10 protein-coding genes and 1 pseudogene are annotated in these 16,258 nt (G+C 52.8%); 10 read left to right on the forward strand and 1 reads right to left on the reverse strand.

Annotated features, from left to right (window positions below; all coding sequences use genetic code 11):
• Nucleotides 1-90 precede the first annotated feature (90 nt).
• The 8 genes and pseudogenes from XYCOK13_RS07845 to XYCOK13_RS07880 all read left to right on the forward strand — a co-directional run bounded on the left by XYCOK13_RS07845 (nt 91) and on the right by XYCOK13_RS07880 (nt 9,031).
• Nucleotides 91-1,041, forward strand: a complete 951-nt coding sequence (locus XYCOK13_RS07845; RefSeq protein WP_213411432.1) for an ABC transporter permease — start codon at nt 91-93, stop codon at nt 1,039-1,041.
• Nucleotides 1,034-1,984: an iron chelate uptake ABC transporter family permease subunit gene (locus tag XYCOK13_RS07850; RefSeq protein WP_213411434.1), complete on the forward strand. Its 951-nt coding sequence runs from the start codon at nt 1,034-1,036 to the stop codon at nt 1,982-1,984. The genes XYCOK13_RS07845 and XYCOK13_RS07850 overlap by 8 nt, the downstream gene beginning before the upstream one ends.
• The gene (locus XYCOK13_RS07855) at nt 1,981-2,739 is read left to right on the forward strand and encodes an iron ABC transporter ATP-binding protein (protein ID WP_213411436.1); all 759 of its coding nucleotides are present in this window, start codon (nt 1,981-1,983) and stop codon (nt 2,737-2,739) included. Before XYCOK13_RS07850 ends, XYCOK13_RS07855 begins: the two co-directional genes overlap by 4 nt.
• A 73-nt stretch (nt 2,740-2,812) precedes the next feature.
• Nucleotides 2,813-3,833 (forward strand): annotated as a pseudogene (locus tag XYCOK13_RS07860) (siderophore ABC transporter substrate-binding protein).
• A gap of 139 nt (nt 3,834-3,972) precedes the next feature.
• Nucleotides 3,973-5,955 (forward strand): asparagine synthase-related protein, encoded by a 1,983-nt coding sequence (locus XYCOK13_RS07865; protein WP_244865059.1) that lies wholly within the window; start codon nt 3,973-3,975, stop codon nt 5,953-5,955.
• Between the two features lie 29 nt (nt 5,956-5,984).
• Nucleotides 5,985-6,125, forward strand: a complete 141-nt coding sequence (locus XYCOK13_RS07870) for a paeninodin family lasso peptide (RefSeq protein ID WP_213411440.1) — start codon at nt 5,985-5,987, stop codon at nt 6,123-6,125.
• A 97-nt stretch (nt 6,126-6,222) separates the two neighbouring features.
• Entirely contained in the window at nt 6,223-7,170 is a 948-nt protein-coding gene (locus XYCOK13_RS07875) for a phosphoenolpyruvate carboxykinase (ATP) (protein WP_213411442.1), read from the forward strand.
• 4 nt (nt 7,171-7,174) lie between these two features.
• Nucleotides 7,175-9,031, forward strand: a complete 1,857-nt coding sequence (locus XYCOK13_RS07880) for an ABC transporter ATP-binding protein (protein ID WP_373314354.1) — start codon at nt 7,175-7,177, stop codon at nt 9,029-9,031.
• A gap of 100 nt (nt 9,032-9,131) precedes the next feature.
• Here XYCOK13_RS07880 and XYCOK13_RS07885 read toward each other — a convergent pair whose 3' ends face one another.
• Complete coding sequence (locus XYCOK13_RS07885) at nt 9,132-9,797, reverse strand: flagellar brake protein (protein WP_213411444.1); 666 nt, start codon at nt 9,795-9,797, stop codon at nt 9,132-9,134.
• A gap of 163 nt (nt 9,798-9,960) precedes the next feature.
• On the opposite strand from XYCOK13_RS07885, the gene XYCOK13_RS07890 reads away from it, so the two are divergent.
• Nucleotides 9,961-11,520, forward strand: coding sequence for a methyl-accepting chemotaxis protein (locus XYCOK13_RS07890; RefSeq protein WP_213411446.1), 1,560 nt, complete (start codon nt 9,961-9,963; stop codon nt 11,518-11,520).
• A gap of 109 nt (nt 11,521-11,629) precedes the next feature.
• On the forward strand, nt 11,630-16,183 hold the full coding sequence (locus XYCOK13_RS07895) for an S-layer homology domain-containing protein (protein ID WP_213411448.1): 4,554 nt from the start codon (nt 11,630-11,632) through the stop codon (nt 16,181-16,183).
• The last annotated feature ends 75 nt before the right edge of the window (nt 16,184-16,258 follow it).

A 16,258-nucleotide genomic window follows, 5' to 3' on the forward strand; every position in this document is an offset into this window, starting at 1 on the left:
GTCTCTCTAAACGACAGCCTTTTTCTTTTTCATTCTTAATGAGAATGATTATCGTTACTGAACAAGACTATTCATACGTTAGGAAGAGCCATGAAGCTAAGATACTTGATTGTCGCACTCGTTGTTTTGTCGCTGACCTCTTTGTTTGTCGGGGCACAGCGCCTATCGCCGCTCGATTTGTTCAATCTGACGCCCCAGCAAGCGCAGGTATTGTGGGTTAGCCGCATTCCGCGACTGATCAGCATTATTATTGCAGGGGTGAGCATGAGTGTAGTCGGCTTGATCATGCAGCAGCTGAGCCGGAACAAGTTTGTGTCGCCTACGACTGCCGGTACGATGGATTCCGCCAGCCTGGGCATTCTGGTTTCGCTGCTGGTCTTCCCGACTGTGGGCATGCTGGGGAAAATTACAGTCGCCTTCTTGTTCGCACTGCTCGGCACCGCCATCTTCATGCGCATCTTGGAGAAGGTGAAGTTCAAGGATGCGATCTTTATTCCGCTGGTCGGGCTCATGTTCGGCAATATCGTGGGATCGATTACCACTTTTTTTGCTTACAAGCATGATCTGATTCAGACGGTTGGCTCTTGGCTGCATGGTGATTTTTCGGTCGTGCTGCAGGGCAGATACGAGATGCTGTATATCAGCGTGCCGCTTGTGATTCTGGCCTATGTGTTTGCCAATCGATTCACAATCGCCGGCATGGGAGAAGACTTTTCCGCCAATTTGGGGCTTAATTACAGAACGGTTGTCAATGTCGGCTTGATCATCGTGGCGGCTGTCACTTCTGTCGTCGTGCTGACCGTCGGAATGCTTCCGTTCCTCGGGTTGATTATCCCGAATATCGTTTCCATCTATCAGGGCGACAATCTGAAGCGAAGCTTGTCCCACACGGCACTGCTGGGCGCAGTATTCGTCTTGGTCTGCGACATTCTGGGACGGCTCGTTATTTATCCGTATGAGATTTCTATCGGTTTGACGGTCGGCGTAGTGGGCAGCGGAATCTTCCTGTATATGCTGTTGAGGAGACGGGCCTATGGGTAATGCTGTGAAAATGGGGATACTCGGCGCTGCCGCAATTACTTTGATTTTATTGTTTCTCTTTATCGATATAGGGCCGCATTGGGACTACGTCCTGCCCCGGCGGGGCAAGAAGATATTGGCGATTGTGCTGACAGGCAGCGCCATTGCCTTCTCGACGGTCATCTTCCAGACGATTACGAACAATCGGATTCTGACCCCGAGCATCATCGGACTCGACGCCTTGTACATGCTCATTCAGACGGTGATTGTGTTCACAGCCGGTTCAACGACGCTCGTCATGATGAACAAAAATCTGCATTTTGCGATTTCGGTAGGGCTGATGGTTCTGTTCGCCGGCGTGCTGTACAAGATCCTGTTCCGCGGGGAAGGGCGAAACCTGTACTTCCTGCTGCTGATCGGGATCATCTTCGGCACTTTCTTCTCCAGCATATCGTCGTTCATGCAGATGATCATCGATCCGAACGAATTTCTGGTGCTGCAGAACCGGATGTTTGCCAGCTTCAACAACGTGAACACAGACTTGCTGATGATTTCCGGCATCGTGCTGCTCGCCATTGCCGTCTACTTCGTGCGGTTTGCCAAGTATTTGGACGCGATCTCGCTTGGGCGCGATCATGCGGTCAACCTCGGCATCCCCTATGATCTGGTCGTGAAGCGAATGCTGATGATGGTGGCCGTGCTGGTATCGGTATCCACCGCCTTGGTTGGTCCGATTACCTTCCTCGGGCTGCTGGTGGCGAATGTCGCTTATCAGTACCACGGCACGCACAAGCATAAGATACTGATTCCGGGTGCGATCCTGATCAGCATCGTGGCCTTGGTCGGAGGTCAGCTGATCGTAGAGCGGGTGTTTACCTTCTCAACTACCTTAAGCGTCATCATTAACTTTATAGGCGGCGTGTATTTCATCTACTTGCTGCTGAAGGGGAATCCATCGAAATGATAGAGGTTAAGCAGGTTTCCAAAAAATATGGGGCAAAGCCCGTTGTTGACCGAGTTTCCGTTCGCATCGAGAAGGGCAAGATCACATCCTTTATCGGTCCGAACGGCGCAGGCAAGAGTACGCTGCTGTCCATGATCAGCCGCCTGCAGTCGAAGGACGAAGGCGAGGTGCTGGTCGAGGGCAAGGAGCTGTCCCAGTGGAAGCAGCAGGAGCTTGCGAAGAAAATATCCATTCTCAAGCAGTCGAATCATATCACCGTCCGCTTGACGGTGCGCGATCTTGTCAGCTTCGGCCGCTTCCCTTATTCGCAGGGCCGGCTGAACAAGGAGGATTGGGAGCATGTGGACGCGGCCATCCGCTACATGGAGCTTGCCGATCTGCAGGACCGCTATCTGGACCAGCTGAGCGGCGGGCAAAATCAGCGTGCTTATATCGCTATGATTCTGGCGCAGGATACGGACTATATCTTGCTGGATGAGCCGCTGAACAATCTGGATATGAAGCACTCCGTGCAAATTATGAAGGTGTTGAGAAGGATGGTCGACGAGTTGGGCAAGACGATTGCCATCGTCATCCACGACATCAACTTCGCCTCCTGCTACTCGGATCAAATTGTAGCGCTCAAGGACGGCAAGATCGTCAGCGATGGGCCGACCGACAGCATCATTGACAATACGGTGCTGAAAGCGGTCTATGACATGGACATTCCGATCGAAACGATTGATGACCGCAAGATTTGCGTGTATTTCTCGTAATAGGCGCTGGTCGTAACTTGGTTAACAAGGTTTGAGAAAAATAAAACCTCACATACAAAAGGAGTGGTTGTACATGAAAAAGAATTTATCTGTATTGTTGTTGATTTTGGCTGTGGCGATGATAGTAGCTGCATGCGGGGGGGGCGAATGAACCGGCTGCTACAGGCGGCAACGATGGTGCTGCTTCTGTTCAGGAAAACAATGGCGGAGGCAATGAGGCTGATCAGGATGCCGACCATGCAGCTGAGCCGGAGACGATGGTCATCTCCCATCAGTTGGGTGAGGCTACGGTAGAGAAAAATCCGCAGACTGTTGTCGTCTTCGACAATGGCACGCTGGATACACTGGATAAGCTGGGCATCGAAGTAGCCGCTGTACCGCAAGCCAGTCTGCCTTCATACCTGAGCAAGTACGAGGGGGAGCAATATGTCAATGCGGGCACTTTGTTCGAGCCTGATTTCGAGACGATCTACGGGCTTCAGCCGGATGTCATTTTTATCTCGGGCAGAACGTCTGAAGCGTATGAGGAATTGAACGAGATTGCGCCAACGGTATTTGTCGGTCTGGATACAGCCAACTATATGGAATCCTTCGAGCATAATGCGAAGATGATCGGTGAGCTCTTCGGCAAGGAAGCCGAGGTGGAGCAGGAGCTGGAGTCGATTCGCGCCTCGATTGAGAAGTTGCAGACAGTGGCAGGAAGCGACGACAAGAAGGCGCTGATGATACTGACCACAGGCGGCAAGATAAGCGCTTACGGTCCGGGCTCGCGCTTTGGTCTGCTGCATGACGTCATGGGCTTCGCGCCGGTCGATGAGAACCTGGAGGTTTCCACTCACGGCCAGAGCGTCTCGTTCGAATACATTGCGGAGAAGAACCCCGATTATTTGTTCGTCATTGACCGCGATGCCGTCGTGTCCGGGGAGAATGTGCAGCCTGCCCAGGAAGTGATCGAGAACGATCTGGTGAAGAACACCAACGCTTACAAGGACGGCAACATTGTATACGTGGATGCGGAGTTCTGGTATCTGTCCGGCGGCGGTCTGATCTCCGTGGCGGAGATGGTCAAGGAAGTTGCAGAAGGCATCCAATAATAAAATATGTGTAGCTTGGGAGAAGCTCGCGCCCGCCATTATGGCGGTGCGCGGGCTTTTTATCATTAAAGCAAGAGAATGGACTGTATATTGACGCAGGAATGATACATAATGTATACTTTTAGTACAAAAGTAACAAATGGTATCTATCAAAATTGTAACCGTTGTGTTGCAGACAGAGGGAATGATGACGGCAATCGTAGGTCTTTATCACGATCACTCACAACCTGTGGACCCGGAGTACGGCGCGCGGATGATGCGAGCGCTGGAAGCCTACCCGGCTGACCGTACGGACAGCTGGGTCAGCGGTCCTATCTTTTTCGGATGTCATACTCAATGGATTACGCCGGAGTCCTGTCGGGAGCAGCTTCCCTTCTATGATCCGCAGGAGGGATTGGCCATCACAGCCGATGCCATCGTGGACAATCGGGCAGAATTGTTCGACCGGCTCGGCATCGACAGACATTTGCGGCAGCGGCTGACGGACAGCGAGCTCATTATGCTGGCCTATCGCCGGTGGGGGACAGACGCTCCCCGTTACCTGCATGGAGATTTTGCTTTTTTCATCTGGGACGAAAGGCATCAGCGCTTGTTCGGGGCTCGGGATTTGCTGGGCAATCGATCGCTCTACTACTGTTATCAGTCCGGGCAGTTTGCCTTCTCCACCACGATCTCCCCGCTGCTGGCGCTGCCCTACTTGTGCAAGCGGCTGAATGAGGAGTGGCTGGCCGAATATCTGGCGCTGCCAAGCCTGGTTGATGCGTTGAATCTGCATGCTACTCCGTATAAGCAGATCCGCCAGCTTCCTCCCGCCCACTGCATTTGTATGGAGCAAGGACGCATCAGCATCGAGCAGTACAGCGCCATCTGTCCTCCAGCCGAACCCCTCAGGCTTCGCTCCAATGCTGAATACGAGGAGGCGTTTCGTTCCGTCTTTCAGCAGGCAGTGGACGATAAGGTGCGCACGGTTCGCCAAGTAGGTGTGTTGCTCAGCGGCGGCCTGGATTCCGGGACAGTGGCTGCGTTCGCGGTCCATTCGTTGAAGGATCGAGGCAAGCGCCTGTATGCCTACAGCTGCATCCCTCCGGCTGATTTCTCCGATTGGACGGCCCGTGATCGGATAGCAGATGAAACGCCTTATATTCAGGCGACTGTGGATCATATCGGGCATATCATTCCCCACATGGAGACATTCCAGGGAAGCAGTCCCTATCAAGATATAGACACTTGGCTGGAGCTGTTGGAGCTGCCCTACAAGTACGTGGAGAATTCCTTTTGGATGCGGGGAGCTTTCGAAAAGGCGCAGGCGCAGCAGGTCGGGGTCATGCTAACCGGGACGGGCGGAAACGAGACGATCTCATGGGGGCCGTCCCTCGCCTATTACGGCAAGCTCCTTAGAAAGTGGAGATGGCTGCGGCTCTATAGGGAGCTTTATCTTTACAGCCGCCGGATCGGTACCGGGAGAAGGCGCATTCTGCCGGATATCCTCCAGACAGCGTTCCCTATGCTGGCGAAGCAAGATGAAAAGCCCGATCAGGCAGGACTGCCGTCCATGATTCACCCCTCGTTTGCGGAACGGATGCGAGTGGATGAGCGAATCAGCGACTACCTGAGCGAACTGCGCATAAGCACGCTGGATGCGTGCAAGGCAAGGGAACTGTCCTTGCAAGATTTGCGCATCCCCAGCATGCTTGGGGTGTCGGGGACGAAGCTGTCCCTGCGCTACAGCGTCCGAGAGCGCGACCCGACGCTCGATCCCAGAGTGATCCGCTTCTGCGCTTCTGTTCCGCTTTCCCAATATGTGCAGAACGGCTACGACCGCGCGCTGATCCGCAGGGCAACCAAGCATATGCTGCCGGATGCCGTCAGGCTGAATCAACAGAAGCGGGGAATTCAGGGGGCGGACTGGGTCCATCGCTGCCTGCCTCACTGGCCGCAAATCAGGGAGGAACTGGGCAGGCTGTGCCAGGATTCGGCGGCAGCGCCTTATCTGCACACAGCCAGACTGAAGCAGCTGCTCGATAACTGGAGCGTTCCGCCCAAGCCGGAGCATGCCGCACATCCTGATTTGCGGCTATTCATGCGCAGTTTGGTAGTCTATCGCTTTCTTCGGCGGTTTTGAGACCTGCATGACGAAGGGAGGTGAAGCAAATGGAGAAAAAGCCATGGCAGTGTCCCAATGTGGAGGTATTGGACGTCAGTCAGACCATGAACGGCCGAGGCATCTGGATTGACAGCAGGCGGGATGATGCGAATCCGCGTACCCCGGGCGCTTATCCGCCGGAATCATAAGTATGGAAGAAGAAGCAGACGATGAGTCCTCGCTTGCTCTTCGGGAGAAGCAGAACTCTTCTAATGCCAGTGAACCAGGGAAAAGGGGGGAAGTCGAATGGATCGCGTCCGCATGCCTATGCAAGCGTTCGGCTTGCATATTGTCAGCGAGCTGCCTATGCCGGAGCTGCAAGCAGCCGAAGCTGGGTCTGGCGAAGCGCAAGTGGAGGTCACCTTGGCAGACCTGACGGACGAGTGGCGGCAATATGGCGGAGCAGCTTCCTATTGCGCCATATATGACGATAAGCTGTATTTGCGCGTGCCGGATTTGGCCCTCTATTGCGTGGAGGGCGGACGAAGCATAAAAGTATCGCCGCTGCCTGATGCGCCTGCCGCTCGCGTGCGCATGTACGTGCTGGGGACTTGTATGGGCGTACTGCTGATGCAGCGAGGGACGCTTCCGCTTCATGGCAGCGCTGTGTTGATGAATGGCCAGGCATACGCATTCGTAGGGGAGTCGGGCGCCGGGAAGTCGACGCTCGCGGCGGCGTTTGTGCGGGAAGGCTTCTCCATCATCAGCGACGATGTGATTGCGGTGGATGCAAGCTCCCGGCAGACCGCTCCGATAGTCGCACCAGCTTATCCGCAGCAGAAGCTGTGGCAAACAAGCCTTGAGCAGCTAGGTATGGATGGGGCCGAACGGTATACCCCGCTGTATGAGACGAAGTATGCCGTGCCGACAAACGCTGATTTTCATCCTTCCCCTGTGCCGCTAGGCGGTGTGTTCGAACTGGACAAGGAACATGTTGACTCCGTAAGTCTGATGGCTGTTCAAGGACTGAAGAAGCTGCCGCTGTTGCAGCAGCACACCTATCGGCATGAGTTGATTCCTTTGCTCGGCCGCCTGCAATGGCATTTGGACATGTGTGTTGCACTCAGCCGAACGGTTCCTATTTTCAAGCTGCGGAGACCGGCGGAAGGATTTCTTGTGGAAGAAATGATGCGCCAGATCATGGATGCAGCCCGCATGCCGATGCTTCGTGCGAGCAGCACGAAAGCGAGGTGAGCCAGTGAGCGAGATTTGGCTTTATGTCAAAAAACTGCATCGCTTTGCTGGAGCCAGGATGTATCTCAATCTGACGACAATGGTTGTCATCAGCTTGATGGAAGGCGTGGGCATCTTCATGCTGGTGCCGATGCTTCATCTGGTTGGCTTGTTCCAGTCCGATGCGGTGTCCATGCCGTTAGTGGACTGGCTGCTCCGGCCGCTTGACGGTTTGCCGACCGATTGGCTGCTGCCCGCCATCCTCCTTCTGTTCGTTGCGCTGCTGACCGGGCAGGCCTGGCTGCAGCGCTTCCAAACGAATATGAATATGGCCATCCAGCAGGGATACATCCGCCACTTGAGAATGGAAATCTACGAAGGGCTGCTGCAAGCCAATTGGTCGTTTTTTTTGCGCAAGCGCAAATCGGATTTCAATCATATCATGACGAATGAATTGGCGAGAGTGACAAGCGGCACGTATTTGACCTTGCGGATTACGACCACTATCCTGTTCACCATCGTACAGCTGGTGTTCGCTTTCTGGCTGTCATGGAAGCTCACAGCCTTCGTTCTGTTATGCGGTGCGGCGCTGGCTCTGTACTCCAAGAAATTCGTGCGCCGCTCGCAGCAGCTGGGGGAAAGAGCGACGCACTTGTCGGAGCACTACATGGCCAGTGTAACAGATCACTTTAACGGGATTAAAGAGATCAAGAGCAACCGGATGGAACAACAGCACGTTCACTGGTTTCGGCAGCTGTGTATGCGGATGGAACGGAATTTCGTTCAATTCGCCCGCCTCCAATCGGCTTCGCAGTTCCGCTACAAGATCGCTTCGGCTGTTATCATTTCGCTGTTCGTTTATTTGTCGGTTGCCTTCTTTAAGGTTGGGATCGAGCAGCTCGCTGTAATCATCCTGATCTTCTCTCGCCTGTGGCCGAAGCTGTCTGGCCTGCAGAATCATTGGGAGCAAATTGCCCAGTCCATTCCGGCCTTTCGCAGCCTCTTGCAGCTGCAGCGGGAGACAGCGGAGGCTCAAGAAGGACGGGCAGAGAACGCCGCGTCTTCACCCGTTGATATCGCCAAGCCGCGGGGCGGGGTTCAGCGGCCCGTACCTGCGAGCCCTGCGGAACAGGATAAGCTGGAGATCCGCGAGGCGTTGGCCTGCCGTCATCTCCGCTTCCGCTACGACCGCAATGACGCGGCATATGCGCTGCGGAACGTCAGCGTCAGCATACCTGCGAACCGGATGACCGCGGTCGTCGGCAAATCGGGAGCGGGCAAGAGCACGTTCATTGATATTCTGATCGGACTGATGAATCCGGAAAGCGGAGAAGTGCTTGTGGATGGTGTGCCTTTAACCGCGTCCATGGCGCTGCGGCTGCGCAACTCGGTGAGCTATGTCTCGCAGGACCCTTTTCTGTTCCATGGCAGCATTCGGGAGAACTTGGCCATTGCCGCGCCGCAGGCAAGCGAGGAGGAAATGTGGGAGGCGCTGCGCTTCTCGGTTTCGGACGGCTTCGTGCGTGAGCTGCCGCAAGGCCTGGATACCGTGATCGGCGACCGCGGCATTCGGCTATCGGGCGGCGAGCGCCAGCGCATCGTGCTGGCGAGAGCGATGCTGCGCAAGCCGTCCGTGCTCGTGCTGGACGAGGCTACGAGCGCGCTTGACACCGAGAACGAGAAGAAGATTCAGCAAGCGATTGAGCAGCTTAAGGGCAAAATGACAATCATCGTTATTGCGCATCGCTTGTCCACGATTCGCAATGCGGATCAGGTCGTCGTCATGGATCAGGGGACCGTTGTGCAGCAAGGGAACTATCAGGCGCTGGCTGCAGATGGCGCCGGCGTCTTCCAGCGCCTGCTTGCCTATCAGGCGCAGTAACGCGGGCGGGTAGCCGTCAAGTGACGACTGACGAACAGAACGAACAGCCCTGCATCAGACCTTAGGGTCCGTGCAGGGCTGTTTGCATGCTGCTTCTGGCTTATACACTATAATTTTTCAGCTTGTTGCGCAGCTCGATCTGCTTGAACATGCAGAACTTGATAATTTCGGAGCGGAGCGACTCTTTCATATCCTCGAATTCGAGCGCTATTTTGTATTGTCCATCCGGCAAAGGGCGACAATTCATAATCGTGCCGTGGAACGGGATCTGCTTCGAATTCTGTTTGGTCCTCAGATGGAGCACACCGCTCGTCTTGCTTCCTGCGGGTATGGATTGCGCGCAGTGGAAGGCGACTCCGCCTCCGCCCAGATCTGCCGTGCGCAGCAGCAGCGGCTGGCGGCTCTTGGCTGGATCATCTGATTTCTCAACCAACTCCATCTCCATATCAACCGGCACTCTGAAATATTTTCTTCGCTGGGCCCTCTTCACATTCCGCATAAAAGGCGATTCGAACGAATCCCGCCCCTGAACTCGCTGCAGAGTCGCGGTGAAGCTATAAAGCCCGTTTCGCTGATCGTGGAAGAAGACTTCCACCGATTGCCCTGGAGTCATGGACATATGCTCGCAATATCGGTTAGTGGGACGTTGGATATAGGTAAGTCGGCCCTCGCTCTTCATAATCTGCGTATGGAAGATATCGCCGCTTTCATTCTGCAGTTCGATCCATTGTCCTGGCCAAAATTCTAGATGTTCTGCATCATCCATTTCCAATGTAGCCTCCTGTTCAGTTTCCCTAGCTGCAAGTTCTATTACAGCAAATTGTTCTCAACAATTTCTAAACGGATTGTGGAGAATTCGTCGAGGAGGAAAATTTATACTTCTGCGTAGTTGACTCAATAAAAATACAATTGGCAATGAGGAGAGGAATATGACAACACAATTTCAAAAATTGCATCTGCGGTTATCGATGTGCGGGATGATCCTGGCTATGATTGTATATGCCTTGCATCATACCGAACTGATGGCCGGTCACGGACACGGCGAAGTCAACTTGGACACGGCATTTTTCGCGATGATGGGCTTGACCGCGGGTATCTTTCTATGGAATGTGTATTTGTATCGCAAGCAAATTTTGTCGTGGTTTCCGTGGGTGAACGCCACGCATCTCACGTTCACCAGTGTGACGATCATTGTTGCAGGCAACGGTATGGTCGAGTATCATTTTTCCATTTTTATGGTCATGGCGGTAGCCGCCTCCTATCAACATATAGGTCTGATGGTTTGGATGACCGCCTTATTCGCCATACACCATATTGGATCGTACTTGTGGATGCCGGAATTTGCCTACGGGCAAAGCGACTACTCCTTCTCGATGGTTATGATTCACGCGGCTTTTCTAGTGCTGACTGCAGCGGCGAACATGGCACAGATTCATAGGAAACAGAAGGATACGGCAGCCATGAAGCAAGAAAATGACAAGCATCAGCAGACGATTAAACAATTACTGCGGGAATTGACGCTTACCTCGGAATCGATAGAGCAGCACAGCGCATCCTTGTTGGCCCGGGCAGAGTCGAATACGAAGCATGCTGACTCCATTCACCAGCAGACAATGTCTATCTCGGCTTTGACAACACAGAATCAGCGGGAGGCCGACCAAATCGCTATGCTCATGCAGCGCATGGAGGAAGAGGTTCGGCACATTGCCAAGGCAACTGTGATTCTCAGCGAGACCTCAAGCGAGAATATGGAGCTGACTGCGCAAGGCAGAGGAGTGATCGAGCAGACGGGGCAGCAGATGAACCAAATCAGCGAGTCCTCCCTTTCGGTCAAACAAGTATTAGGGGAGTTGGTCGAACACGCGAATCAGGCAGAAGAAATCGTGGATCTGGTCAAGGACGTTGCAGCGCAAACCAATCTATTGGCCTTGAATGCCACAATTGAAGCGGCCCATGCAGGTGAGCAAGGAGCCGGGTTCATGGTGGTGGCACAGGAAGTTCGCAAGCTGTCCGAGCAAACGACGGTGTCTGCCATTCATATTTTGGAACTCCTTTCAGAAATGCAGAAGAAGATCACACATACTGCTCAAACGATGGATGACTTGGAGAAGCAAGTGTCTACAGGCAATGAGCTGGTCAACAACACCACACAAGCATTTCTGGGCATCGTGCAATCGAATGGAGCGGTTCACGGAAGAGTTATGGAGATTTCCGCTTCAACAGAGGCCATTGCGGGCAGCACCTCCACAATTCAACAATCCATGTTGGATAGCGCGGGTTCCTTTGACCAAATCCGGGGGAATATTCAGCATGTCCTGGGTGCGTCGAACAAACAGCACCAATCGATGGAAGAAATGTTGTCATCCGTTGAAACGATGCGACAGATTGCGATTCGCTTGCATACGCTTGTTTCCGAATTGTCCGGGGACATTGGCGGGGGAATTGAAGAGACTGTGGTTCCTGCGAGAGCCGGACAAGTCTCCGTGTAGAGATTATGTATAGGCGAGCCGGTTAGAATAGATCCGATCCAGCTTCGTTCTAATAAACAGAAGGAGGGGACAGCGAAGAAGGGGAACGGATGGATGGAGACTCTCACGAATGACAGAAAATTGGAGTGAAGCAGATTTGAAGACATGGAGATCATACCTGGCGTTGTGCTTATCCTTTATGCTTGCGTTTGGAGGCTTTTTTCCAGGGGTCGGGCTGATAGCAGAAGCAGCTCCAAGTGTTGGCGGGTTGCCGACAGACAAACTCTATTACGATGCAAATGAGGATCCTCTTACTCTGGCTCCTAATGTAAGTCTTAGTGTGTATGGGGACGAGATTTTTGCTGACGGCTACCTCCGCTTTGATATCAATGGCGGGGTGAAGGCAAATGAAACGTTGGCGCTGCGAGTTACCGAGACTCCGATCCAAATAGGCGGGGCATTGCTTACTTCTGACGGCCACAATATTTACTTGAACGGGGTAACCATTGGTTCAGTAAATACTACGGATAATGGAGTAGGAAACGCATTGCAGATCGATTTCTCTACTCCTCTGGAAAATGGCAACTTCGAAGAATTTTACGAAGTAGCTGGGAGATTGCAGCTTCCAGGTTGGGAGATTAATTCCGACTCCCAAATCTTTTTAGGGGAACTTGCCACAAAAACTAAAGGCATACCATACGAGTCCATAAGCGGCAGCGGCCCATACACCGTCACAGGTTCCGTGTATGCAGGCGGCCCAACGTATACTTATACCACTGATGAAGCCTATCCAGGCAACCAGTTCTACGAAGGTCAGGAGCGGCCCCTGTCAAATCCGGGGAGATCCATTGCTCAAATAAATATTGTGGATAATAATCATTCTTTAGAGCTTGGATTTACGAGCGGCAGCATTACAGGTACTCGAAATGTACCTCCTTTTGGCACTGCATTTCGGGCGGAGGCTGTAAGCGCGGATTTCTTTGAAGCCAAGCGAGGAGATAGACTGGCTTTTGATTGGAAGGCAGCCGGACAAGATGACAACTATGAAGTGTACGGCTTCATCGTGGATGAGTCCGGTAATCACATTGAATTGATGTATGGTCGTGGACAAACAGGAGATTGGACGTCCTATCGGGGAGAAATTCCACACGACGGAAGATACAAGTTCCGGTTCGTAGTGGGATCTTATGATAAAACGGGCGGGTTGGTGCTAGGGGCATCCCTGGAAATCGACAATGTCCGTCTGTTGAGCAGCGCGATCACAGACAAGGTGGCCGAGTCTGTAGCCCGTCTGGTTACTTATTCGAATGACGGAACAGCTGTGGATCCGCTTCAGCGGCAAATCGACATGACCCTTGCTAATTCGGAAGGCGATACGTATACGATTGGCGGCGTTACTGTAGTAGCCGAACCGCGTCTCAAATTGCTCAGCGCAATTGTAGAAGATGAGAAGCCAGGGGAATTGGTGCTGACCTTCAATCTTCCTGTTGGCAATCATGTGAATGACGTTGACCTGGACAATTTGAAGGTCAATGGATTGGAAATTGACTCTGTATTATCTGTAGAAGACGAAAAAGTTGTAGTGAAATTGAAAGAACCTGCTGGTCCGGGAGAGTTGACGCTGTCTTATGATGCTGAGCGAGACAATGTGCAGTCCGTCAATGAACCGGACAATAAGCTGCCGTCCATGATCGCTGATAATCTGGGTGGACCGGTAGACAACCAGATTATCCCGTTAGAACTGGAACGGATTCAGGTTATCGGCGAAGAACCTTACAATACGGTTGACCTCGTCTTCAATAAGCCTGTGGGCGGCGCAGGACTAGAGGTAGGCAAGATCATTCCGGGTTTTGAAATCGGAGGCAAGTCCGTTACGGTTGAAGAAATCAACGGAAATATTGTACGGGTTAAGATCGACGGGACATTGCAAGCCGATGACCAGGTTACCTATGACGCGGATAATGGAATCGCGGATGCCAACAACCGGAACAATACACTGGCTCCGATCGAAGGGGAAAATCCCGCGTCTCAGCCTGACGTGACAGAAGATCCGCTGCAACTGGTTCGAGTGGAAGTCGAGCATGAGACGCCGAATCAGGTGAAGCTGACCTTTAATTATCCCATTGATGATGCTAGCTTTAACTGGACAGGCTTCGAGATTAACGGTCTGACGCCGATTGGCAAGCTTTCCCCTGACGACAATGATCCTGTTGTTGTACTGGAGCTTCCAGAGCCGCTAGGGCCGGAAGAGCTGTCGCTCATCTACGATAAGGCCAAAGGTTCGGTAGGCTCCTACTATAACCCTGCTACCAATCTGTTGGATAATATCGGCGCCGCGGAGCAGCCGGACACAGTTGCCAACAAGATTCGGGCGCTTGAACTGGTCAGAGTCACTACTGACCCTAACAATCCGGCTCAATTGAAGCTGAAGTTCAATATGCCGATCGCCACTGACGGTTTGGCCCCGGGGGAAGCGATTGCCGGATTGACTGTTGGCGATGACAAAAAGCCAGTCTACTATGTCGGAAGCAATGGGGCTGGCGATGAAATCACCGTTCGCCTTGATGCGCCTTACGTGGCGGGGGATGAGCTCGCTTACGATGAAACCGCGGGCGATATTGCTGCAGCGGGCAATGTGAACAATGAGCTGGGCAATATCAACCTTTCTACTATACCGATGGTAAGCGGGAAGATTTCTGAATTTGGTTTGGAACTGAATGGCGAACCGCTAGTGCTGCTGCCTGACTTCGATCCGGATAAGAATAACGGTAATGGAGAGGGCTACCTGGCGGTAGTACCGAATGATGTGACAAGCGTGTCGATCTCTCCAACTCCATACAATGTGGAAGAAACTGTCACCAAAGTATGGTTGAACGGCGTGGAGGTTGTAAAAGACTCCGTGGATGGATGGGATTGGAGCAACCTCGGAGAGCTTCAAGAAGGACGGAATGAAATTAAAGTGCAAGTGTTTGACCAAACCGATCTGACTGCGCCTTTGGAGGAGTACACGATTGTCATCGTGCGTGCTACAGGCAAGCTGATTAACCTTGAATCTTCTCATGGTCAACTAAGTCCGGCCTTTGATGCGGATGCGGAAGAACAAGACTACGAAATTCGGGTAGGGAATGCCGTAAGAAGCATTGCCCTCACTGCGACTGCACTCGATCCGGGAGCGCAAATCGTGATGAGCATCAACGACGGCGAGGCCATACCTGTCGTTAATGGCGACGCCAGCGAGAGCTTCAGCCTTCGAGTCGGGACGAATACGATTCTCGTAACCGTAACGGATTCCTCAGGACAGGTAACCGAATACACGGTCACTGTGATTCGTTCTGGAGCAAGCAGCGGCGGTGGCGGACCTGTTACAGAGTCTGTGACCGTAGATGTCATCATTGGCGGAGACAAGGAAGCGGATATTGTTAAAGTCGATATCCACCGCACTAGAGAGAACGGCAGTATCCATGACCGCGTAGCCTTCACGCCGGAGAAAGCTGAGGAAGCGGCGCAGAAGGCTGCTGAAACTGGAGAAAGCATCGCTCGCATAGTGATTCCTGACCCAGAAGATGAAGTGAGCGAATTGCAAGTGGATATACCGTTGGAAACGTTGAAGATTTTGCAGGATAGCGGCATTGATCTGGAGATTTATACTGACCATGGCGTAATCCAAATTCCGCGCACTTCTTTGGAAGGACTGGAAGAGGAATTCTACTTCCGCCTTGTGCCGGTGAGAGATCCGAATTTGCGCAGTGAAGTAGAAGAACGCGCAACGACGGAACGGATTGTTCGTGAAATGGCTGGAAACAAGGAAGTATATGTCGTAACGCGTCCCATGACCATCGAGACGAACTTGTCCAGTCGTCCAGTTACTCTGATCCTCCCATTGCGCGATGTCCAGTTGCCGAGCGATGCGGCAGAGCGCGAGCAATTCCTGAGTGAACTGTCCATCTTCATCGAGCACACTGATGGAGATAAGGCACTAGTTCAAGGCAAGCCGGTACGGATGAACGATGGAACATGGGGGCTGCAATTCGGCATTGCGAAATTCAGTACCTTCACGATCGTTCATACGGCATCGGATGGCCGTCATGAAAGCTATATGAACGGCTATCCAGACGGTACCTTCAAGCCGGAGAATGGGTTGACTCGGGCAGAGCTGGCGATGATTTTGGACAATCTCGGCGCAGCAGGCTCAGTCGTCGGAGAAGGTTACTCGGATGTAGCTGACACGCATTGGGCTGCAACGGCCATTAAGCGGGTGCAAGCTGCCGAATTGATGACAGGCTATCCGGATGCAACCTTCCGCCCGGATCAAATGATCACACGTGCTGAAATGGCCGCCTTTGCTTTCAACTATCTAAACCTGCAAGCGGCAACTGAGGAAACTACGTATTCGGATGTCTCGCCAACCTACTGGGCGCACGGCTTTATTGCAGCTTTGACCCAGGAAGGGTGGATGGAAGGATACTTGGACGGCACGTTTAAACCTGCCGGATTGTTGACGCGTGCGGAAGCTGTAACGCTGATCAATCAGCTGTTTGAGCGAGGACCGCTGTATAACGCGCCAACATCCATATGGCCAGATGTAAAGGAAAGTCACTGGGCCTTCCGCGACATTATGGAGGCGTCGGTTGATCATTCCTATAAGCTTCGCACTGAAGGCGGCGAACACTGGGTTTCTCCTTAATGGAGTGACTCTCACAGCCTAGCCATAAACGAATCAATGGATTGAAAGAGCCTCCTGATTTCTCATCAGAAATCA

Source organism: Xylanibacillus composti (genome assembly GCF_018403685.1).
Taxonomy (GTDB): domain Bacteria; phylum Bacillota; class Bacilli; order Paenibacillales; family K13; genus Xylanibacillus; species Xylanibacillus composti.

Coding starts and splice junctions, on each gene's coding strand:
- XYCOK13_RS07845 (WP_213411432.1), top strand. CDS start 91: ATGAAGCTAAGATACTTGATTGTCGCACTCGTTGTTTTGTCGCTGACC.
- XYCOK13_RS07850 (WP_213411434.1), top strand. CDS start 1,034: ATGGGTAATGCTGTGAAAATGGGGATACTCGGCGCTGCCGCAATTACT.
- XYCOK13_RS07855 (WP_213411436.1), top strand. CDS start 1,981: ATGATAGAGGTTAAGCAGGTTTCCAAAAAATATGGGGCAAAGCCCGTT.
- XYCOK13_RS07865 (WP_244865059.1), top strand. CDS start 3,973: ATGGTATCTATCAAAATTGTAACCGTTGTGTTGCAGACAGAGGGAATG.
- XYCOK13_RS07870 (WP_213411440.1), top strand. CDS start 5,985: ATGGAGAAAAAGCCATGGCAGTGTCCCAATGTGGAGGTATTGGACGTC.
- XYCOK13_RS07875 (WP_213411442.1), top strand. CDS start 6,223: ATGGATCGCGTCCGCATGCCTATGCAAGCGTTCGGCTTGCATATTGTC.
- XYCOK13_RS07885 (WP_213411444.1), bottom strand. CDS start 9,797: ATGGATGATGCAGAACATCTAGAATTTTGGCCAGGACAATGGATCGAA.
- XYCOK13_RS07890 (WP_213411446.1), top strand. CDS start 9,961: ATGACAACACAATTTCAAAAATTGCATCTGCGGTTATCGATGTGCGGG.
- XYCOK13_RS07895 (WP_213411448.1), top strand. CDS start 11,630: ATGACAGAAAATTGGAGTGAAGCAGATTTGAAGACATGGAGATCATAC.